The 19,832-nt window shown below is 71.6% G+C and carries 19 protein-coding genes; 10 read left to right on the plus strand and 9 right to left on the minus strand.

Going from position 1 to position 19,832, the window contains the following annotated elements; genetic code table 11:
* Positions 1–24 precede the first annotated feature (24 nt).
* Entirely contained in the window at positions 25–858 is an 834-nt protein-coding gene (locus tag ACF059_RS10400; protein WP_361947596.1) for a TIM barrel protein, read from the minus strand.
* A gap of 180 nt (positions 859–1,038) precedes the next feature.
* On the opposite strand from ACF059_RS10400, the gene ACF059_RS10405 reads away from it, so the two are divergent.
* From ACF059_RS10405 to ACF059_RS10435, 7 genes are all read left to right on the plus strand, one after another.
* Positions 1,039–1,290, plus strand: a complete 252-nt coding sequence (locus ACF059_RS10405) for a thiamine-binding protein (RefSeq protein ID WP_360900882.1) — start codon at positions 1,039–1,041, stop codon at positions 1,288–1,290.
* Complete coding sequence (locus tag ACF059_RS10410; RefSeq protein ID WP_360900885.1) at positions 1,287–1,685, plus strand: helix-turn-helix domain-containing protein; 399 nt, start codon at positions 1,287–1,289, stop codon at positions 1,683–1,685. Before ACF059_RS10405 ends, ACF059_RS10410 begins: the two co-directional genes overlap by 4 nt.
* A gap of 154 nt (positions 1,686–1,839) precedes the next feature.
* Entirely contained in the window at positions 1,840–2,346 is a 507-nt protein-coding gene (gene uraD / locus ACF059_RS10415; protein ID WP_392054214.1) for a 2-oxo-4-hydroxy-4-carboxy-5-ureidoimidazoline decarboxylase, read from the plus strand.
* 8 nt (positions 2,347–2,354) lie between these two features.
* The gene (gene uraH, locus ACF059_RS10420) at positions 2,355–2,759 is read left to right on the plus strand and encodes a hydroxyisourate hydrolase (RefSeq protein ID WP_392054217.1); all 405 of its coding nucleotides are present in this window, start codon (positions 2,355–2,357) and stop codon (positions 2,757–2,759) included.
* A gap of 1 nt (position 2,760) precedes the next feature.
* Complete coding sequence (pucL, locus tag ACF059_RS10425) at positions 2,761–3,684, plus strand: factor-independent urate hydroxylase (RefSeq protein WP_361947587.1); 924 nt, start codon at positions 2,761–2,763, stop codon at positions 3,682–3,684.
* Between the two features lie 201 nt (positions 3,685–3,885).
* Positions 3,886–5,289: an 8-oxoguanine deaminase gene (locus ACF059_RS10430; protein WP_392054220.1), complete on the plus strand. Its 1,404-nt coding sequence runs from the start codon at positions 3,886–3,888 to the stop codon at positions 5,287–5,289.
* Positions 5,290–5,619: 330 nt separating this feature from the next.
* The gene (locus ACF059_RS10435; RefSeq protein ID WP_392054223.1) at positions 5,620–7,020 is read left to right on the plus strand and encodes a nucleobase:cation symporter-2 family protein; all 1,401 of its coding nucleotides are present in this window, start codon (positions 5,620–5,622) and stop codon (positions 7,018–7,020) included.
* A 131-nt stretch (positions 7,021–7,151) separates the two neighbouring features.
* On the opposite strand, the gene ACF059_RS10440 is transcribed toward ACF059_RS10435, so the two are convergent.
* The 4 genes from ACF059_RS10440 to ACF059_RS10455 form a co-directional block, all read right to left on the minus strand.
* Positions 7,152–8,294 carry a GDSL-type esterase/lipase family protein gene (locus ACF059_RS10440; protein WP_392056579.1) on the minus strand — a complete coding sequence of 381 codons (1,143 nt, stop codon included), beginning with the start codon at positions 8,292–8,294 and terminating at the stop codon, positions 7,152–7,154.
* 329 nt (positions 8,295–8,623) lie between these two features.
* Positions 8,624–10,252, minus strand: a complete 1,629-nt coding sequence (aceB, locus tag ACF059_RS10445) for a malate synthase A (RefSeq protein WP_366864157.1) — start codon at positions 10,250–10,252, stop codon at positions 8,624–8,626.
* 252 nt (positions 10,253–10,504) lie between these two features.
* On the minus strand, positions 10,505–11,140 hold the full coding sequence (locus tag ACF059_RS10450) for an NTP transferase domain-containing protein (protein ID WP_392054226.1): 636 nt from the start codon (positions 11,138–11,140) through the stop codon (positions 10,505–10,507).
* On the minus strand, positions 11,083–11,289 hold the full coding sequence (locus ACF059_RS10455) for a hypothetical protein (protein ID WP_392054229.1): 207 nt from the start codon (positions 11,287–11,289) through the stop codon (positions 11,083–11,085). The genes ACF059_RS10450 and ACF059_RS10455 overlap by 58 nt, the downstream gene beginning before the upstream one ends.
* An 88-nt stretch (positions 11,290–11,377) precedes the next feature.
* On the opposite strand from ACF059_RS10455, the gene ACF059_RS10460 reads away from it, so the two are divergent.
* A complete protein-coding gene (locus ACF059_RS10460; RefSeq protein ID WP_392054231.1) occupies positions 11,378–12,865 on the plus strand; it encodes a PLP-dependent aminotransferase family protein in 1,488 nt (495 codons plus the stop codon).
* 65 nt (positions 12,866–12,930) lie between these two features.
* On the opposite strand, the gene ACF059_RS10465 is transcribed toward ACF059_RS10460, so the two are convergent.
* The 3 genes from ACF059_RS10465 to ACF059_RS10475 all read right to left on the minus strand — a co-directional run bounded on the left by ACF059_RS10465 (position 12,931) and on the right by ACF059_RS10475 (position 16,779).
* Positions 12,931–14,658, minus strand: coding sequence for a PP2C family protein-serine/threonine phosphatase (locus tag ACF059_RS10465; protein WP_392054233.1), 1,728 nt, complete (start codon positions 14,656–14,658; stop codon positions 12,931–12,933).
* Between the two features lie 241 nt (positions 14,659–14,899).
* Complete coding sequence (locus ACF059_RS10470; RefSeq protein ID WP_392054235.1) at positions 14,900–15,529, minus strand: response regulator; 630 nt, start codon at positions 15,527–15,529, stop codon at positions 14,900–14,902.
* Positions 15,526–16,779 carry a sensor histidine kinase gene (locus ACF059_RS10475; protein ID WP_392054238.1) on the minus strand — a complete coding sequence of 418 codons (1,254 nt, stop codon included), beginning with the start codon at positions 16,777–16,779 and terminating at the stop codon, positions 15,526–15,528. Before ACF059_RS10475 ends, ACF059_RS10470 begins: the two co-directional genes overlap by 4 nt.
* Before the next feature lie 134 nt (positions 16,780–16,913).
* Here ACF059_RS10475 and ACF059_RS10480 point away from each other — a divergent pair, with 134 nt between their 5' ends.
* Together ACF059_RS10480 and ACF059_RS10485 are read left to right on the plus strand one after the other, a co-directional pair.
* Positions 16,914–17,999 carry an ABC transporter permease gene (locus ACF059_RS10480; RefSeq protein WP_392054241.1) on the plus strand — a complete coding sequence of 362 codons (1,086 nt, stop codon included), beginning with the start codon at positions 16,914–16,916 and terminating at the stop codon, positions 17,997–17,999.
* Positions 17,996–18,688, plus strand: coding sequence for an ABC transporter ATP-binding protein (locus tag ACF059_RS10485; RefSeq protein WP_392054244.1), 693 nt, complete (start codon positions 17,996–17,998; stop codon positions 18,686–18,688). Before ACF059_RS10480 ends, ACF059_RS10485 begins: the two co-directional genes overlap by 4 nt.
* Before the next feature lie 116 nt (positions 18,689–18,804).
* Here the strand turns inward: ACF059_RS10485 and ACF059_RS10490 are convergent, their stop codons facing one another.
* Positions 18,805–19,608, minus strand: a complete 804-nt coding sequence (locus tag ACF059_RS10490) for an IclR family transcriptional regulator (RefSeq protein WP_361947551.1) — start codon at positions 19,606–19,608, stop codon at positions 18,805–18,807.
* Positions 19,609–19,832: the final 224 nt, after the last annotated feature.

The following is a 19,832-nucleotide window of genomic DNA, read 5'->3' on the forward strand; positions in this document are numbered from 1 at the left end:
GCGGATCGCCTGGACTTTGTCCGCCTACTTCGCGGCGCGGGCCTCGGCCGGCAGCCATGCGAAGGACGCGGCAGCGTCGGCGGCCTTGTACTCCAGGCCTACGTAGCCCTCGTATCCGGCCTTCTTCAGCTGGTCGAGCAGCTCCTCCAGGGGCAGCTCGCCGGTGCCGGGGGCACCGCGTCCGGGCTTGTCCGCGATCTGGACGTGCCCGGTCTTGGCGGCGTACTTTTCGATGACCTCGGAGAGGTCCTCATCGTTCATCGCCAGGTGGTACAGGTCGAGGAGGAACTTGGCGTTGCCGAGGCCGGTGGCCTCGTTGACCTTGTCCACCACCTCGATGCCCGCCGGGGCGCTCACCAGGGGGTAGAGCGGCGACTCGGGCTTGTTGAGGGTCTCGATCAGGAGGATCGCGCCGACGCGGTCCGCGGCGCGGGCCGCCACCACGAGGTTCTTCAGCGCGAGCTCGTCCTGGACGGCCGGGTCCACGCCTTCGACGCGGTTGCCGTAGAGGGCGTTCAGCGCCTTGCAGCCGACCGAGGCCGCGAAGTCGGCGGCCACGTTGATGTTGGCGTTGAAGCGCTCCGACTCCTCACCGGGAACCGATACCGCACCGCGGTCCGGGCCCGGCAGCTGGCCGGCGTAGAAGTTCAGTCCCACCAGCTGGGTGCCGGCGTCCTCAAGAGCCTTCTTGAGGGCGTCGAGCTCCTCCTGTGCGGGGGTGGGGGTCTCGATCCAGGGCCACCACAGCTCGACCGCCGTGAAGCCCGCCGCGGCGGCGGCCGCGGGACGCTCCAGGAGCGGGAGTTCCGTGAAGAGGATCGAAAGGTTCACATCGAAGCGCTGGTCCGTGTATCCCATGAGGGGTGTGCGCTCCTTCCGTATTGCGGAAGTTAGTTTCTGCTTGATGGAAGACTGCATGGGGTTCCGCGCCGATGTCAAGTGCGGACTCCCGAAAAATCCCGTCCGCCCGTCGCCCGACCACCGCCCCTCGAGGAGGCGCGTTCGCGCCGCCGCTTTTCATCCGGGTAGCTTGACCGCGTGCGATTGAGAGTGGAGTTCACGACCGAGCCCTTCGATCTCGAAGAGGCTCCTGCCCATGCCGTGGCCGCCCGCGAGGTCATCCAGAAGGCCCAGCTGGACGCGGTGGACGTCGGCCCGTTCGGCAACACCGCCGAGGGTGAGGCCGAGCGCGTACTGGACGCGGTGCGCGCGCTGCTGCGCGATTCCCTGGAGGCCGGAGCCACGCGCGTCTCGCTCCAGGTCAACGTGATCGGGGAGGACACCCCATGACCGAGCCCCGCGACCACCCCTTCGTCGCCGCGGTCAAGCCGCTGGTGGACGCCATGGGCGGGGAGCTGATGGATCCGGCCCTGGCGCAGCCCGACGACGTCGTCCTCAGCTGGGAGGGGCAGGACCTGCTCGCCGTGCGCCTGCCGCAGCTCTCGGACTCGCTCGACCACATCCTTGCGGCCCTGGAGCGCCGCCACGGCGTACCGTTGGCGCAGCTCGACCGCAAGACCAAGCAGGACGTCGTGCGGATACTGGAGGCGCGAGGCGCCTTCTCGGTGCGGCACGGGGTGGAAACGGTCGCGAGCGCCCTCGGTGTCAGCCGTTTCACCGTCTACAACTACCTGAACAGGGACTCCGGCGCCGCGAAGGGATCCGCCAAGCGCAGCCCGGAGTGAGCGTTTCCTGACTTACAGCGACGAGCCGCCGCCCAATTCACCCGGGCGGCGGCTTTTGTGTACGGGAAGTTTCAACAAAGTGTTGACGCCGTGTGGTGGAGGGCGTTAGCTATGCGCAGCCCGTCAAAGCAACAACAGGCCACGGAGGCCTACCGTGACTTCGAGTCCGACCCCGGGTCTCACCCGGTTCAACGCCTTGGACGACAGCGCGGCCACGGCCGAGCTGCACGAGGTGTGCGCCAGTTCGGCGTGGGGGAGCAAGCTGCTCGCCCAGCGCCCCTTCACCAGCGCCGAGGCCCTGTTCGCCGCGAACGAGGCCGCCATGGCGGAGCTCACCGCGGACGACCTGGCCGAGGCCATGGGAGGCCACGCGCCGATCGGCCGGCCGAAGCCGGGAGACCCGACCTCCGCCCGCGAGCAGCGCGGTATGGCCGGTGCCTCGGAGGAGCTCAAGAACGAGCTCCTCGAACTGAACCTGGCCTACCAGGAGAAGTTCGGCCACGTCTTCCTCATCTGCGCCACCGGTGCGACCGGTGAGTTCATGCGGGACGCGGTCAAGGTCCGGATCGACAACTCGCCGGAGCAGGAGCGGGAGATCGCCCGCGGTGAGCTCGTCAAGATCAACAAGATCCGCCTGACCCGACTCGTCGAAGGAGAGTGAAGCCGCGCATGAGCACGGAGACCACCGCGTCGGTGTCCACGCACATCCTGGACACCAGCATCGGCAAGCCCGCCGAGTCCGTCGCCATCTCCCTGTCGGCCCGTGCGGGCCTTGAGGGGGAGTGGACGGCCCTGGGCGGCTCCGCCACCGATGTGGACGGGCGCTGCAAGGACCTGCCGGCGCTGCCGGAGGGCACCACCCATGTGCGTCTCGACTTCGAGACCGAGACGTACTTCTTTCACAAGCACAGTTCCGATCAGCAAGCCGAGGCGCAGCAGGACGCCCCCCGCGTAAGGGACAGCGGTGCGTTTTTCCCGGAAGTGACGATCACGTTCGCGGTCACTCCCGGCGAGCACTACCACGTACCGCTGCTGCTCAACCCGTTCGGCTACTCCGTTTACCGAGGGAGCTAGCATGGCCACGATTCTGGGCCAGAACCAGTACGGCAAGGCAGAGAACCGCGTCGTCAAGATCACGCGGGACGGCGACACCCACCACATCAAGGACCTCAACGTCTCGGTCGCCCTCTCCGGCGACATGGACGACGTCCACTACTCCGGCTCCAACGCCAACGTCCTGCCGACGGACACCACCAAGAACACGGTGTACGCGTTCGCCAAGGAGCACGGCATCGAGTCCGCCGAGCAGTTCGGCATCCACCTGGCGCGCTGGTTCGTGAACAGCCAGGAGCCGATCCAGAAGGCGCGCATCCGGATCGAGGAGTACGCCTGGGACCGGATCGCCACCTCGGACGCCAACTCCAAGTTCATCGGCTCCGACGAGGTCAAGCACTCCTTCGTCCGCCAGGGCATGGAGACCCGCGTCACCCAGATCACGTACGACGGCAAGAACTGGGAGGTCATCTCCGGCCTCAAGGACCTGGTCGTCATGAACTCCACGAACTCCGAGTTCTGGGGGTACGTGAAGGACAAGTACACGACGCTGAAGGAGGCCTACGACCGTATCCTGGCCACCCAGGTGTCGGCCCGCTGGCGCTTCAACTGGTCGGACGACGAGCAGCGGATGCCCAACTGGGAGAAGTCCTACGCCGAGACCAGGAAGCACATGCTCCAGGCCTTCGCGGAGACCTACTCCCTGTCGCTGCAGCAGACCCTGTACCAGATGGGTTCGCGCATCATCAACCACCGTTCGGAGATCGACGAGGTCCGCTTCTCGCTCCCGAACAAGCACCACTTCCTCGTGGACCTTGAGCCGTTCGGCCTCAAGAACGACAACGAGGTGTACTTCGCCGCGGACCGTCCGTACGGCCTGATCGAGGCCACGGTCCTGCGTGACGGCGTCGACGCCCGTATCCCCGTGGACATGACCAACCTCTAGAGCGCCGCCCGAACGCGGCACGCGCGTCCCGGGGCACCGCAGTGGCCCCGGGACGGCGCGACACCTTCAGCTTCCTGAATCGGCACCCGGACGCACCCCACGGGGCGGCAGTACTGTCAGCTGTCGAGGCCCCTGCTCCGGCACTCAAATCTCCTGGGCCTTGCCGTGCCCACACCGCCACTGAAAGCACGAGGAAGTCCCATGGCAGCATCGGCAGCCCCTGACAGCGCGCTCGAGCGCATCGTCATCGAGAACTGCGCGATTGCGACCGTCGACGCGAACGACACCGAGTACGCCTCGGGCCACGTGGTCGTCGCCGGCAACAGGATCGAGTCCATCGGCGCGGGCAAGGCCCCCGAGAACCTCGAGAACGTGGTCCGCCGCATCGACGGCACGGGACACCTCGTGACCCCCGGCCTGGTCAACACGCACCACCACTTCTACCAGTGGATCACGCGCGGCCTGGCCACCGACCACAACCTCTTCAACTGGCTCGTCGCGCTGTACCCGACGTGGGCGCGCATCGACGAGCAGATGGCCTACACGGCCGCCCAGGGTTCCCTGGCCGCGATGGCCCGCGGCGGTGTCACCACCGCCATGGACCACCACTACGTGTACCCCAAGGGCGCCGGCGACCTCTCCGGCTCGATCATCCGCGCCGCCTCCGAGATGGGCGTCCGCTTCACCCTCGCCCGCGGTTCCATGGACCGCAGCGAGAAGGACGGCGGTCTGCCGCCGGACCACGCGGTGGAGACCCTGGAGGGCGCGCTCGCGGACACCGAGGCGACCGTGAAGAAGTACCACGACGCCTCCTTCGACGCGATGACGCAGGTCGCCGTCGCCCCCTGCTCCCCCTTCTCCGTCTCCACCGAGCTGCTGAAGCAGGGCGCCGAGCTGGCGCGCCGCCTGGGCGTGCGCATGCACACGCACGGTTCCGAGACCGTCGAGGAAGAGCAGTTCTGCAAGGAACTGTTCGGCATGGGCCCGACCGACTACTTCGAGTCGACCGGCTGGCTCGGCGAGGACGTGTGGATGGCGCACAGCGTCCACATGAACGACTCCGACATCGCCGCGTTCGCCCGTACCAAGACCGGTGTCGCGCACTGCCCGTCCTCCAACGCCCGTCTGGCCGCCGGCATCGCCCGCGTACCGGACATGCTCGCCGCCGGCGTCCCGGTCGGCCTCGGCGTGGACGGCACCGCCTCCAACGAGTCCGGTGAGCTGCACACCGAGCTGCGCAACGCGCTGCTGATCAACCGCCTCAACACGGTCCACCGCGAGCGCGCCCTGAACGCGCGCCAGGCCCTGCGCCTGGGTACGTACGGTGGCGCCCAGGTCCTCGGCCGCGCCGACAACATCGGCTCCCTGGAGGTCGGCAAGTGCGCCGACCTGGTCCTGTGGAACCTGAGCACCTTCCTGCACTCCTCGATCGCCGACCCGGTCACCGCGCTGGTCTTCGGTGCGGCCGCCCCGGTGACCGCGTCGTTCGTCAACGGCAAGCAGATCGTCGAGGACAACCGCCTCCTCTTCGCCGACGAGGACGCCATCGCCGTGTCCACCCGGGAAGAGGCCCAGCGCCTCGCGCGGATCACCGCGCAGGGCTGATCTCCCCCTGGCTGCGCCGGGGGACCCCCAGAAGTCCGGCCGGGGGGGACGGCCTCCGGCCGGCGGCCGCGGACCCGAGCGGGGTCCGCGGCAGCCGTTCCCGGGAAGCGCCCGAGGACATCCGAAGGCGCCCCCGGGGGCGGTGACCGACGCCATGGGCTCCGCCCTGCGCGCGAACAGACGCGGAACGGTTTGGGCGAATCGTTTCTGCACCCCTTGGGACAAGTACGGGCACCACCCACAACTCCATACCGCTCGACTCGCTCCGCTTTCGCACCACCTCCAAGACACCCACGTCCCTGCCGACGTGTTACCCGACCGGAGGAAGCCGTGGCCCAGGCGCCCAGGTTTCGCAAAGACGCAGTCGCAGTACCGCAGGTCTCCGGGGAGAAACACCCGGTCGACGAGATCCTGCCCCCGCTGAAGATGTTCACGAGCGGCTTGCAGCACGTGGCCGCCATGTACGCGGGTGTCGTGGCCCCGCCCATGATCGTCGGCCCGGCCGTCGGACTCTCCGCCACCGAGACCGCCTTCCTGATGGGCGCCTCGCTCTTCACCGCCGGCCTCGCCACCCTCCTCCAGACCCTCGGTTTCTGGAAGATCGGCGCCAAACTCCCCTTCGTCAACGGCGTTTCCTTCGCCGGGGTCACCCCGATGATCGCGATCGGGAAGGGGGAGGGGGAGGACGCCCTGCCCATCATCTTCGGCGCGATCATCGTCGCCGGAATCGTCGGCTTCTTCGCCGCCCCCTACTTCGGCAAGCTCGTCCGCTTCTTCCCGCCGGTCGTCACGGGCACGGTCATCACCCTGATCGGCGTCTCGCTCCTGCCCGTCGCCTTCAACTGGTCGCAGGGCGGGAACCGCACCGCCACCGACTACGGCTCGATGAAGAACATCGGCATGGCCGCCGTCACCCTCGTCATCGTCCTGCTGATGCGCAAGTTCCTGCGCGGCTTCCTCCAGCAGATATCCATCCTGCTCGGCCTGATCGCGGGCACGCTCATCGCCCTCCCGCTCGGCATGACCAGCTTCGACGCCGTCAAGAACGCGTCCGTCGTCGGCTTCCCGACCCCCTTCAGCCTGGGCCTGCCGCAGTTCCAGGTCGCCGCGATCGTCTCGATGTGCATCGTCATGCTCGTCTGCATGACCGAGTCCACCGCCGACATCCTGGCGCTGGGGAAGATCGTCGGCCGCCCGGCGGACGCCAGGACCATCGCGGGGGGCCTGCGCGCCGACACCCTCGGCAGCGCCATCAGCCCGCTGTTCAACGGATTCATGTGCAGCGCGTTCGCCCAGAACATCGGGCTGGTCGCCATGACCAAGGTGCGCAGCCGGTTCGTGGTCGCCGCGGGCGGCGGCATCCTGATCCTGCTCGGCCTGTGCCCGATGGCGGCCTCCGTCATCGGCGTGGTCCCGCTGCCCGTCCTCGGCGGCGCCGGCATCGTCCTCTTCGGATCGGTCGCCGCCAGCGGCATCCAGACCCTGGCCGGCGCGGCCATGGAGAGGGGCGAGAACGCCCTGATCGTCGCCGCCTCCGTGGGCATCGGCCTGATCCCGATCGCCGCGCCGGACTTCTACCACGCCTTCCCGAAGGACCTCCTGGTCGTCCTCGACTCCGGGATCAGCACCGGCTGCGTCGTGGCCATCCTGCTGAACCTGGGCTTCAACCACCTCGGGGCGAAGAAGGGAGCGGCCTCGCCGGCGGTCCCGGACCCGGCGCTGGTGCACTGACCGGCCGCCGCGCCGCCCCCGCCCCGCCCCGGTCCCCGGACCGGATGCCGTACGGCGGTGCGCACGCCACCCACTGCGGGTGTGGCGTGCGCACCGCCGTACGCGTGCCTGTCGCCGTCAGGCGTGCCCGCCTACGACGCGGGCGTCAGGTACATCCCGCTCTCGTCCGCCCCGGCGGTGTTCTTGCAGCTGAAACCGGAGGTCGCGGGCTGGGCGACGACCAGGGAGAGGCAGCGCCCGGCGGCCAGCTGGCCGTAGTGGTTCGGGTGCATGGACTCCTGGATCAGGCCCTGCGTCTCGTTGTTGTCGATCCAGCGCGCCCACTCGCTCGTCTTCGACGACGCCGGGACCGTGGACGTCACCTGCCTGCTCGCCTTGGCGCACACCTCGCGGCCCTGGAGCATGTCCCGCAGGTCCAGGAACTGCACGCCCTTGGCCTCGGCGACGCCCTTGATACGGCTCGCCATCTGCGGCACCAGCGAGTCCCGCGCCCAGTCCGAGTCCCGGTTCCAGAAGGGGCATCCGCCGGTGTTGAGGCGGCTCCAGTCGCTCTGGGTGTACCGGTTCTCCGTGCCGCGCGGGATCGGCGACGGGTAGGACTGGAGCACGATCCGGTAGGCGGAGTCGGCGTACCCGGCGCCCCGCATCACGGCGCGGATCTCGTCGACGGACTTGCCGACCTTGGCCATGACGCCGTCGATCTTCTGGTCCACGGCGTACTGCTGGTCGTCGTAGCAGTAGGAGTACCAGAGGGTGAAGTCGAGCGCGCACTCCTTGATGATGTCGGCGAAGCCCAGGTCGTTCCCGCCGATGGACAGCGCGATGACCTTGACGTTGTGGCTCGCGGCGACCGCGGCGAGCTGATCGGCCTGCGGGGCCTCGCCCTTGAAGGCGACGCCGCCGTTGGAGGAGCGGAACACGTTGTCGGAAACGGCCCCGGAACAGGCGAGGTTCACCGCGACGTCGGCGATGGCGCCCGCGCTGCGCACCTCGGCGGAGTCGGAGCGGTGACATCCGCCCGCGGTGGTCCCGTATACCTTCGCGGGGTCGTAGGTGCTGCCGGTCCAGGCACGGTCGGTCCCGTTGCGACTGCCGGTGTTGGTCAGACTGTTGCCCTTCCAACGGCCGGCCTCGCCGGAGATGTAGCTGTCGCCCATGGACACCACGGCGGTCGGGCCGGTGCCCGGACTGGCCGCGGAGGTGCCGGCCCCGCCGGCCAGCAGAGCGCTGACGGCGAGCGGGAGGACCATCCCGGCACCGGCCAGCCGTCGCATTCGACTGCGGCCCCGGTCCTTGCTGACCTTGCGGAATCCGATCACTGCGGAACTCCTGCGTTCGGCCACGCCGAAGGCGGCGACGAGTGCGTCGCCGACGACTGGGTCGCGTGGCTGGGAAGTGGGGGTACCGCCGGCCGGTGGCACCGGAAAGGTGACACGCGGCTGCTTGTTACCGCTAGGTACAGGTAAGTTACGAACAAGTAACAACCGACCGGTCGTTCGGCTGTTCACCTTCCGCAACGCAAACGGCTCCGCCCCCGCGCCGTAGGGCGACGGGGGCGGAGCCGGTGGTTTCGACTGCTGTGCGTTTCAGCCGAAACCCGTTCTCAGCCGACCAGTTGGTCGTATGCGGGGAGGGTGAGGAAGTCCGCGTAGTCCGCGTCGAGGGAGACCTGAAGGAGGAGGTCGTGGGCCTGCTGCCACTTGCCGGCCGCGAAGGCCTCCTCGCCGACCTCGGCGCGGATGGCGGCGAGTTCCTCGGCGGCGATCGCGCGGGTGAGCTCCGCCGTGGCGAGCACGTGCTCGCCCTCGTGCTCGAAGGTGACGCCGGCGTTGATCCACTGCCAGATCTGCGAGCGCGAGATCTCGGCCGTGGCCGCGTCCTCCATCAGGCCGAAGATGCCGACGGCGCCGAGGCCGCGCAGCCAGGCCTCGATGTAGCGGATGCCGACCTGGACCGCGTTGCGCAGGCCCTCGTACGTCGGCTTCGCGTCCAGGGAGTCGATTGCGATGAGCTCGCCCGGGGCCACCGAGACGTCCTCGCGCAGGCGGTCCTTCTGGTTCGGCTTGTCGCCGAGCACCGCGTCGAAGGAGGCCATGGCGATCGGGACCAGGTCGGGGTGGGCGACCCAGGAGCCGTCGAAGCCGTCGCCCGCCTCGCGGTCCTTGTCGGCCTTGACCTTCTCGAACGCGACCTTGTTGGCCTCGGCGTCCTTGCGGGAGGGGATGAAGGCCGCCATGCCGCCGATGGCGTGCGCGCCGCGCTTGTGGCAGGTGCGCACCAGCAGCTCGGTGTACGCCCGCATGAACGGGGCGGTCATCGTCACCGCGTTGCGGTCCGGCAGGACGAACTTCTCGCCGCCGTCACGGAAGTTCTTGACGATGGAGAAGAGGTAGTCCCAGCGGCCCGCGTTCAGACCGGCCGCGTGGTCGCGCAGCTCGTAGAGGATCTCCTCCATCTCGTACGCGGCGGTGATCGTCTCGATGAGGACGGTCGCGCGCACGGTTCCCTGCGGGATGCCGACGTAGTCCTGCGCGAAGACGAAGATGTCGTTCCAGAGGCGCGCCTCCAGGTGCGACTCCGTCTTCGGCAGGTAGAAGTACGGGCCCTTGCCGAGGTCGATCAGGCGCTTCGCGTTGTGGAAGAAGTACAGCCCGAAGTCCACGAGCGAGCCGGAGGCCGGGCCGCCCTCGAAGCGCAGGTGGCGCTCCTCCAGGTGCCAGCCGCGCGGGCGCATGACCACGGTCGCGAGCTCGTCGGCGGCCTTGAGGGCGTACGACTTGCCGGTGCGGGCGTCGGTGAAGTCGATGCGCCGCTCGTAGGCGTCGATCAGGTTGAGCTGGCCGAGGACGACGTTCTCCCAGGTGGGAGCGGAGGCGTCCTCGAAGTCGGCGAGCCAGACCTTGGCGCCCGAGTTCAGGGCGTTGATGGTCATCTTGCGGTCCGTCGGACCGGTGATCTCCACACGGCGGTCGTTCAGCGCGGCCGGGGCCGGCGCCACCTTCCAGTCGCCCTCGCGGACCTGTGCGGTCTCCGGGAGGAAGTCGAGGGTGGAGGTCCGGGCGATCTCGGCACGGCGCTCGGCGCGGCGGGCGAGGAGCTCGGCGCGGCGGGGGGCGAACCGCCGGTGGAGCTCGGCCACGAAGGCGAGAGCCGCTTCGGTGAGGACTTCGTCCTGCCGGGGCAGGGGCTCGGCGTCGACGATGGCCAGCGGGGACGGCGCTGGTGCGGACATATCTGTCACTCCTTCAGCGGCGGTGCCTGGCGGCCGCGGGGGAATGCTCGCGCGAGACGGCACGCAGTGCCGTCGGGTGTGGAGAGTTCCGGGATACGGTCGCGGGCGCCGTCTGTGGGTTCAGGGCGCTTCTGACCAGTGGATAGTAATTTCCTCATGGTGGAAGTTCAATGGTTTGTTGATGTCGAGATTCTCTTGGTCGACACATTCCGCCCGTCGGTGGCCCTCAGTGCCACTGTCGTCACGCCGTGCTCAGAGCAGACGCGCCAGGTCGGGCGGCGTGTCGATGTCGAAGGCCTCCGCGACGTCCGAGCACTCCACCAGCATGAGCTCTCCGGCGTGTCGTGCGAGGTGCACGCGCGCCCCCTTGTCACCCGTGGCCGTCGCCGCGATGTCGGCCCAGCGGTCCGCGCCGAACAGCACGGGGTGGCCGCGCTCCCCGTCGTACGCCGCCGCCACCAGGCTCGCGGGGGACCGGTACGCCTCCCGGACCCGGGCGACGGCCGCCGGGCCGATGCCCGGCTGGTCCACCAGCGAGACCAGGGCCGCGCTGGCGCCCGTACCGGCCAGGGAGGTCAGACCGACGCGCAGGGAGGAGCCCATGCCCTGCGTCCAGTCCGGGTTGTCCACGAGCACGCAGCCGGTCAGGTCCGCGCGCTCGCGGACCTCGTGTGCACCGGCGCCGAGCACCACGTGGACCGGGCCGCAGCCCGCTTCGCGCAGCACCCGTACGGCGTTCTCGACCAGCGGGCGGCCGCGGTAGGGGAGCAGGGCCTTGGGCCGCCCGCCGAGCCGCCGGCCACCGCCGGCCGCCAGGAGCAGGCCCGCGATCACGGGCGGATCGGTGTGGGCGGGGAGGGCGTGGAGGGCGTCGTCGTGGGCTGGCATGCCACCGATTCTCGCTCCTGCACGCCCTGCGGGGAGCGCCGTGCCAAAGTGCGCCGTACGGAGGCCAGGGCGGCCCCGATCCGCAGCGGCCGGGAGATCCGGTTCTCGGCGGCGCTCGCCAGGGCGCGTTCGTCACGGTCGGTCAACATGGCGGCTTCTCCTTGCCAGTCGGGGGCCAATACAGCGAGTCTGGTCCTCGATTGGCCTGGCCGTCAGAGCCAATCAGGGGAGGTTGGCATGGCAAACGGGCGAGTGGTCCACACAGCGGACAGAACCATCGGCAGCCGCCAGCTCGCCGCCCTGCTCCCCGCCGAGGTGCTGGCCCGCCCCGGCTACCGGGCGCTCGCCGACGCCGTGCGCACGCTGATCCTCGACGGCCGCGTCGCCCTGCACGTACGGCTGCCCGCCGAACGCGAGCTGGCCGAGGCGGTCGGTGCCAGCCGGGCCACCGTCACCGGCGCCTACGACCTGCTGCGCGAGAGCGGCTACGTCCGCAGCCGGCGCGGCTCCGGCACCTGGACCGAGCTCCCCGACGGCCACCGCCCGGTCGGGGCGCACGCGCTCGTCGGGGCGGGCGGCTACAGCGCCGACGGGGACACCGGCATCGACCTCGCCATCGCCGCCATGGGCGCACCCGACGGCAGCCTCGCCGAAGCCCTCGCCTGGGCCGCCCCCCGGCTGCCGGGCCTCGCCCGCTCGCCGGGCTACCACCCCTTCGGGATGCCCGAGCTGCGGACGGCGATCGCCGAGCGGTTCACCCGGCGCGGGCTGCCCACCCGCCCCGAGCAGATCCTGGTCACGGCCGGAGCCCAGCAGGCCTTCGCGCTGGTCGTCGGACTCCTGTGCCGGGCGGGGGACCGGGTCGTCACCGAGAACCCGACCTACGCCAACGCCCTCGACGCCCTGCGCCACGCGGGGCTGCGCACCGGGTCCATCGCCGTCTCGGACGCCGGCTGGGACATGGAGATAGCCGAGTCCACGCTGCGCCAGCTGGTGCCCCGGCTGGCGTACGTGATCCCCGACTTCCACAACCCGACGGGCGCGCTGATGCCCCCGGAGCAGCGGCTGCGGCTGCTGGCGGCCACCCGGGCCACCGGGACCTGGCTGGTGGTCGACGAGACGATCGCCGACATCGCCCTGGACGTCCCCGCGGCCGCGCCCCTGGCCTCGCTCGCGCCGCGCGGCGGCGCGGACCACGTGATCACCATCGGCTCGCTCAGCAAGACCCACTGGGGCGGCCTGCGGGTGGGCTGGGTCCGGGCCACCGAGAAGATGATCACGGAGCTGACCGGCGTACGGGTCGCCGCCGACATGACCGGCTCCGTCCTCGACCAGCTGGTCGCGCTCCCCCTGATGGACGGCCTGGAACGGACCCTGCCCGCCCGCCTCGCGCAGCTGCGGATCCAGCGCGAGGCCCTGGTGCGGGCCCTCCAGCGGTACACCCCGGAATGGTCCTGGCAGCTGCCGCCGGGCGGGCTCTCGCTCTGGGTCGACCTGGGCGAGCCGGTCAGCTCCGCGCTGGGCGAGCGGGCCGCCGCCGCCGGAGTGCACATCGGCCGGGGGGCCCGCTTCGGCGTGGACCCGGGCACCTTCGAGCACCGCCTGCGGATCCCGTACTCGCTGCCCGCCGACCGCCTGGACGAGGGCGTACGGCTCCTCGCGCAGGCGTTCCACGACGGCGTCCCGCTGACCCCGGCGGTGCAGCGGCCGCACTGGGTGGCCTGACTCCCGGCCGTTCGTCCGTCCGTCCGTCCGCCCGATGCCCCGCGGCCACTGCGCCGACCTGCGTGTCAGCCGACGCTCAGGGCGAGCAGACAGGTGTCGTCCTCGTTCTCCTCGGGCGTGTAAGCCTCCATGATGCGGTCGAGGGTGTCCTGCGGGCCGAGCCCGCCGCAGCCCGCCAGCACCTTGGCCAGGTGCTCGATGCCGTCCGTGATGTCCTCGCCCCGGCGCTCGACCATGCCGTCCGTGTAGAGCAGCAGGAGGTCTCCGGGGCGGAGCTCCACGGTCGCGGTCCCGTACTCGTGCCCGGGCAGGAGTCCGAAGAGGGGCCCCCGGTGCGCCGTGTCCAGGGCCGAGGCCGCTCCGTCACGCAGCAGCAGCGGCGCCGGATGGCCGGCGCACGCCCATCGGAACCGCCGGTCCCGGTCGATGTGCCCGATGATCCCCGTCGCGGTCTCGGCGGCCGGGTCGGCGCACAGGAGCTCGTTGAGCCAGGTGGTCAGCTGGCCCGCGTGCGTCCCCGGGGCGTGGGCGAGACCCGCCAGGGCGTGCCGCTGCTGCGCCATCCGGGCGACCGCCCGCAGCCCGTGGCCGCAGGCGTCGCCGATGGCGAGCAGGATCCGGCCGTCCGGCAGCACGCGGCACTTGTACCAGTCGCCGCCCACCGCCGAGTCCGCTTCCACCGGCAGATAGGCGGCCGCCACGGACAGGCCCGCCTGCGCCAGTTCCGCGGAGTGCGTCGGGAGCAGCGCCTCGCGCAGGGCGGAGGCCACGCGCCGCTCGGCGGCGGCCTGCTCCCGCAGCCAGTCGGACTGCCTGCGCGTCGCGGCGAGCCGCTGGCGACTGCGTACCTGGGACGTCAGATCGCGCGCGATGATGTGCACCGACCAGGGAACCCCGTCGGTCGCGATGACCGGATGCCCCACCAGCTGGAGGGTGCGCACCTCCCCGAGGACGCTGAAGCGGATCTCCGCCCCGGGCGGCTCCTCTCCGTCGACCAGCGCCAGCAGGAACTTCCCGAAGCGCGGCACGTCCTCCAGGAGCACCGTGTCGCACAGGTCGGCGAGCGACAGCGGCCGGGACGGATCGTTGCGGAAGATCGACGACAGCCCCTCCGACCAGGTGACCTCACCGGACAGCAGGTCCCAGGTGCCCCAGCCCATGGACGCGATGTACTGCGCGTCGAGCGAGAGCAGTTCCATGCGGTTGTGGGCCGCCCGCCAGGTCGCCAGCACCTTCCCGCCGCAGGCCGCCGCGTCGTACAGGAGCTTCGTGCGGTGCAGACCGTCGCTGCGCTGCTCCGTGTAGTCCAAGGCGTACGACTTCAGGGCGCGACCGGTGCGCAGTACGGAGTCCAGGGCCTCGACGAGCCCGCCGACCGCGGCGCCGGGCTGGACCTCCAGCAGCCGCCGGCCGATCTGGCGGTCGGGAGCCTCCAGCCACTCGGCGGCGCGGACGTGGTTGCCGGCCGTGACCGTGAAGTCGACCGTCCGGCCGGCCTCGTCCTGTTCGGGCGTGAACAGCGCGGCCGACAGCGGGATGGCGGGCAGCGTCGCACAGACGCACGCCCACGGGTCGTGCTCGCCGCCCTCGTCACCGCAGCCGTGCCCGGGCCCGGCCGCACCGCACCGGCAGGACTCCCCGGCCGCGCCGGCCGGCTCCGCCCCGGACCCCGGGGCGGGGCCTTCGTCGAGCCGGACCCCTGCGTCGTGGCGGGCGGCCTCCCGCAAGGCCTTCACCTCGCGGGCGAGGAGCTGCTTCAGCGTGTCGGGGTCCTGGGGGACGAAGGGGCTCATGGGGCACCACCGGCTGGGTAGCTGGCACCGGCGCCGCCGCCGCGCTCACGCGGCGGGCACGCCCGTGCGCAGGGGGGGGGCGAGGACGCGGTCAGGAGGCGTGTGCCACGATCCCTTCCTTCCGTCGGTACGGGACTGCGAGAGTGCGCCTGCCCGGCCGCCCGCCGCCCACGCCCGCGGGGACGCCGAAGGGGCCGTCCGGCTCCTCACCGGAGGACTTCCGGCCCGCCCCCGACGTCCGCTACGGCGTGCGGATGAGCCGGCGGGTCGCCGCGGCCGCGACCGCCGCCGTACGGGAGTCCACGCCCAGCTTCGCGTACACGTGCACCAGGTGCGACTTGACCGTGGCCTGGCTGAGGAAGAGCCTCTTGGAGATCTGCTGGTTCGACAGGCCGTCGGCGACCAGTTGCAGCACCTCCAGCTCCCGCTTCGTCAGCGCCTCCGCCGGGGTCCGCATCCGGTCCATCAGCCGCAGCGCCACCGCCGGGGCCAGCGCCGACTGACCCGCCGCGGCCGTCCGTACGGCTGCCGCCAGCTCCTCCGGCGGGGCGTCCTTGAGCAGGTAGCCCGAGGCGCCCGCCTCCACCGCGGCCAGGATGTCCGCGTCCGTGTCGTACGTGGTCAGCACCAGCACCCGGGGCGCGTCCGGGCGGGCCGTGATCAGGGCCGTCGCCGCGGAGCCGTGCATGCCGGGCCCGAACTGGAGGTCCATCAGGACCACGTCCACGGACTGCTGCGCCGCCAGCTCCACGGCCCGCTCGGCGGTCGCGGCCTCCGCCACCACCGCGAAGTCAGCCTCGGTGTCCAGGACCGCGCGCAGCCCCGCCCGGACCACCGGGTGGTCGTCGGCGAGCAGCAGACGGATGGTCACGGCGCCTCCACGGGTTCCAGCGGCAACGGCAGGGTGACGGCCACGGCGGTGCCCTGGCCGGGGTCGGACTCCACGGTGAACAGCCCCCCCAGCGTCTCGGCGCGCGAGCGCATCGCGGGCAGCCCGAAGCCGCCGTCGCCCGAGCCCTCGCCCGAGCCGGACGCCGCCGCGGAGAGGTCGAAGCCCTGCCCGTCGTCCACGACGTCCAGCGTGACCGACGCGTCCATGAAGGTCAGGGTGATCTCGGCGCGCCCGGCCCGCGCATGGCGCACCACATTGGCCAGCGCCGACTGCGCGATCCGCAGCAGGGCCACCTCGTAGGGCGTCGGCAGCACCCTCGGGCTGCCGCTCAGCGAGAACCGGACCCGGGGCCACGGCGCCGCCGCGCACAGCCGCTCCAGTGCCGCCGCGAGGGAGCCGTGCTCCAGGTCCGGCGGGGTGAGGGCCCGTACGAAGCGACGCGCCTCGGCCAGGTTCTCCTGCGCGGCCTCCCGGGCGCGGGCGATGTGCTCCAGCGCCGGGCCCGGGGCGGGCTCCGGCTCGCCGAGGGCGCGCTCCGCGGCCCGCAGGAGCAGCTGGATGGAGGACAGCCCCTGGGCGAGGGTGTCGTGGATCTCCCGGGCCAGGCGCTCGCGCTCGGCCAGGATCCCGGCGCTGCGCTCGGCGGCGGCCAGCTCGGCCCGCGTCGCGATGAGCTCCTCGATCAGCTCGCGGCGCCGTTCGCTCTCGCGGTACAGCGCCTGGTAGCCCAGTACGGTCGCCACCGCCACCGCCCCGCCCAGCAGCGGCCCCAGGAAGGCGCCGGGGTTCACCGCGCCGCCGTGCGCGGGGCCGTTGTGCCCGAGGTAGCCGGCGATGGCGGCGCAGGCCGTCACCGCGACGGCCGCGACCCCCCAGCGCAGCCGCAGCAGGTGCAGCTCCAGGAAGTACAACGGGAAGGCGAGCCACAGGCCGTCGGGGGAGAGCGCCAGCAGCGCCGCCCACAGCGCCCCGAGCCCGGCCAGCCACAGCGCCCCGGCGCGCGGGGAGCTGTGCACCGCGGGGACCCGTACGCCGCCCAGGTACGCGGCGGCCAGCACCGCGCACAGCGCCACCACCCAGCCGGAGCGGGGCGCGGAGCCGGCGACGGCCCGCCCGGCGGCGAGCGCGAGCAGCGCGAGGAACAGCGCGTGCAGGCACAGCCGCAGCACTTTCGACACGGGGGTGAGGGCGCGGGGGGCGCGAGGGGGGCGGGGGTCCGGTGCAGTCATGGCCTGACCAGCGTAAGTCGGTGCGGACCGGCCCCGGTCAACCAAAAGTTTGATGTCCCGGTGCGCCCTTCGATACCAGGATCGCTCCTGTGGCGCGATGCCCTGTGTCCACGCCGAAGACCAAGGTGGGGGACATGTTCGTCGCATGGAGAGATCTACGGTTCGCCAAGGGGCGCTTCGCCCTCATGGGCTCGGTCGTCGTGCTGATCACGCTGCTGGTCGGCCTGCTGTCCGGGCTCACCTCCGGCCTGGCCCGGGAGAACGTCTCGGCCGTCACCGGCCTGCCCGCCACGCACCTGGCCTTCGCCGCGCCCGCCGGGGACCAGGAGGTCTCCTTCGCCCGCTCGCAGGTGACTGAGCGGGCCTGGCAGGCGTGGCGCAAGGAGCCGGGGGTGACGTCCGCCGAGCCGCTCGGGATCCGCACCACCAACGCCGTATCGGGTGAGCGCACCGCCGCCGTCTCGGTCTTCGGCGTGGATGCGGCCGGCCCGCTCGCCCCGAAGGGGACCGGCCTCGCCCCGGGCCGGGTGGTCCTCGCGGAGAAGGCCGCGAAGGAGCTCGGCGGCCTCACCGTCGGCGCCGCGCTGAAGATCGGCCCGCTCGAACTGACGGTGGCCGCCGTCTCCGGGACCGCCGCCTACAGCCACACCCCGGTCGTGTGGATGGACCTCAACGACTGGCAGCGCATCGGGAACCCGGGCACCTCCCTCGACACCCTCGCCACCGTCGTCGCCGTCTCGGGGAGCGGCGTCGACCTCGCCGCCGCGGACCGCGCCGCGGGGACCGCGGTCCGCACCGTCGACGAGGCGCTGGGCGCCATCGGCTCCTACCAGGCCGAGAACGGCTCGCTCCAGCTGATGCGCGGCTTCCTCTTCGCCATCTCGGCGCTGGTGACGGGCGCCTTCTTCACCGTCTGGACGATCCAGCGCAGCGGGGACGTCGCCGTACTCAAGGCACTGGGTGCCTCCACCCCGTACCTGCTCAAGGACGCCCTCGGCCAGGCCGTGGTCATGCTCGCGCTCGGCACCGGGCTGGGCACCGCCCTCGCCGCCGGCTTCGGCGCGCTGATCGGCGGCGGGGACGTGCCCTTCGTCCTGGACGCCGCCACCGTGCTGGTGCCCGCCGCGATCATGATCGTGCTCGGCGCGCTGGGCGCCGCCCTGTCCATCCGGCGGATCACCGCCGTAGACCCGCTGACCGCTCTGGGGAGCGCCCGATGACCCTGCTCGTGGACGACGTGACGCTCACCTACCCCGACGGCGAGAGCCGGCTCACCGCCCTCGAGGCGGTCCGCCTGGAGGTGCCCGCGGGCACGCTGACGGCGGTGGTCGGACCGTCGGGATCCGGCAAGTCCAGCCTGCTCGCGGTCGCCGCCACCCTCGTCACCCCGGACGCGGGGCGGGTCGTCGTGGCGGGCCGGGACACCACGCACCTCACCGCCGCCGAGAAGTCGGCGCTGCGCCGGGAGAGGATCGGCATCGTCTTCCAGCAGCCGAACCTGGTGGCCTCGCTGACCGCCGCCGAACAGCTCCAGGTCATGGGGCACCTGTCCGGGCGCCCCGCACGGCAGCTGCGCCCGCGGGCGCTGGAGCTGCTGGACGCGGTGGGCCTGGCCGACAAGGCCGACAAGCGGCCCCACCAGCTCTCCGGCGGGCAGCGCCAGCGGATCAACATCGCCCGCGCCCTGATGAACGAGCCCGCCGTACTGCTGGTCGACGAGCCGACCAGCGCCCTGGACCACGAGCGGGGCGCGGCGGTGCTCGACCTGCTGGTAGCCCTCACCCGCGAGCGTTCCACCGCCACGGTGCTGGTCACGCACGACCGCGCGCACCTGGAGCGGATGGACCGGACGGCGACGATGACCGACGGCTGCCTGACGCCCGGCCCGGAGCCCGCCCGGGCGGTCTGACCGCCTCCCCGCATCGGCGTACGGCAGGCGCGTACCGCGGGCCCGCGTACGGAAAGGCCCCGTGCACCCCTCACCGAGGGGCGCCGGGGCCTTCGTACGTCCGCGCCGGGCGGGGCCTACGCCGGGGTCTGGTTGGACAGGGCCACCGACAGCTCGGCGGCCACGCCCTGGAGGATCGGGACGAAGGACTCGGCCACGGCCTCGGTCACGCGGCCCGCCGGGCCGGAAATGGAGATCGCGGCGGCGGTCGGCGAGTTCGGCACCGAGACGGCGAGGCAGCGGACTCCTATCTCCTGCTCGTTGTCGTCGACCGCGTAGCCCGACTTGCGGACCTGCTCCAGCGCGTCGAGGAAGCCCTCGGGCGTGGTGATGGTCTTCTCGGTCGCCGCCGGCATCCCGGTGCGGGCGAGGAGGGCGCGCACCTCGTCGGCGGGGGTGTGGGCGAGGAGCGCCTTGCCGACACCGGTGGAGTGCGGCAGCACCCGGCGGCCGACCTCGGTGAACATGCGCATCGAGTGCTTGGAGGGCACCTGGGCGACGTAGACGATCTCGTCCCCGTCGAGCAGGGCCATGTTCGCCGTCTCGCCGGTCTCCTCGACGAGGCGGGCCAGGTAGGGGCGGGCCCAGGTACCCAGCAGGCGCGACGCGGACTCGCCGAGGCGGATCAGGCGGGGGCCGAGGGAGTACCGTCGGTTGGGCTGCTGGCGTACGTAACCGCACGCCACCAGCGTGCGCATCAGGCGGTGGATCGTGGGCAGGGGCAGACCGCTGGCGGCGGAGAGCTCGCTGAGGCCGACCTCGCCCCCGGCGTCCGCCATGCGTTCGAGCAGATCGAAGGCGCGCTCAAGGGACTGGACGCCACCGCTGGCGGCAGGGGTCTTTGAGGAAGCGTCGGTGGTGCTGGCGCTGGACGTCGGCACGGCGCGGTCCTTTCGGTGCTGGCAGGCAAGGGAGCAGCCTACCCGGCGGCCGACGGCGGCCCTAGTGCTGGGGTCGGGCCCGTCACCGCCGGTCAGAGGTGGTTTGTCCGGGTGGCGGACGTCCTCGGGAAGTTACCTTCCCCGTTCGCGGTGGTGGTAGCTACATTCTGTATGGCGAAATCATAATTCCATCCTGTGGAAACATCCAACTGGGATCCAGAAGG

This window comes from Streptomyces sp. NPDC016562 (assembly GCF_043076955.1).
Classification (GTDB): domain Bacteria; phylum Actinomycetota; class Actinomycetes; order Streptomycetales; family Streptomycetaceae; genus Streptomyces.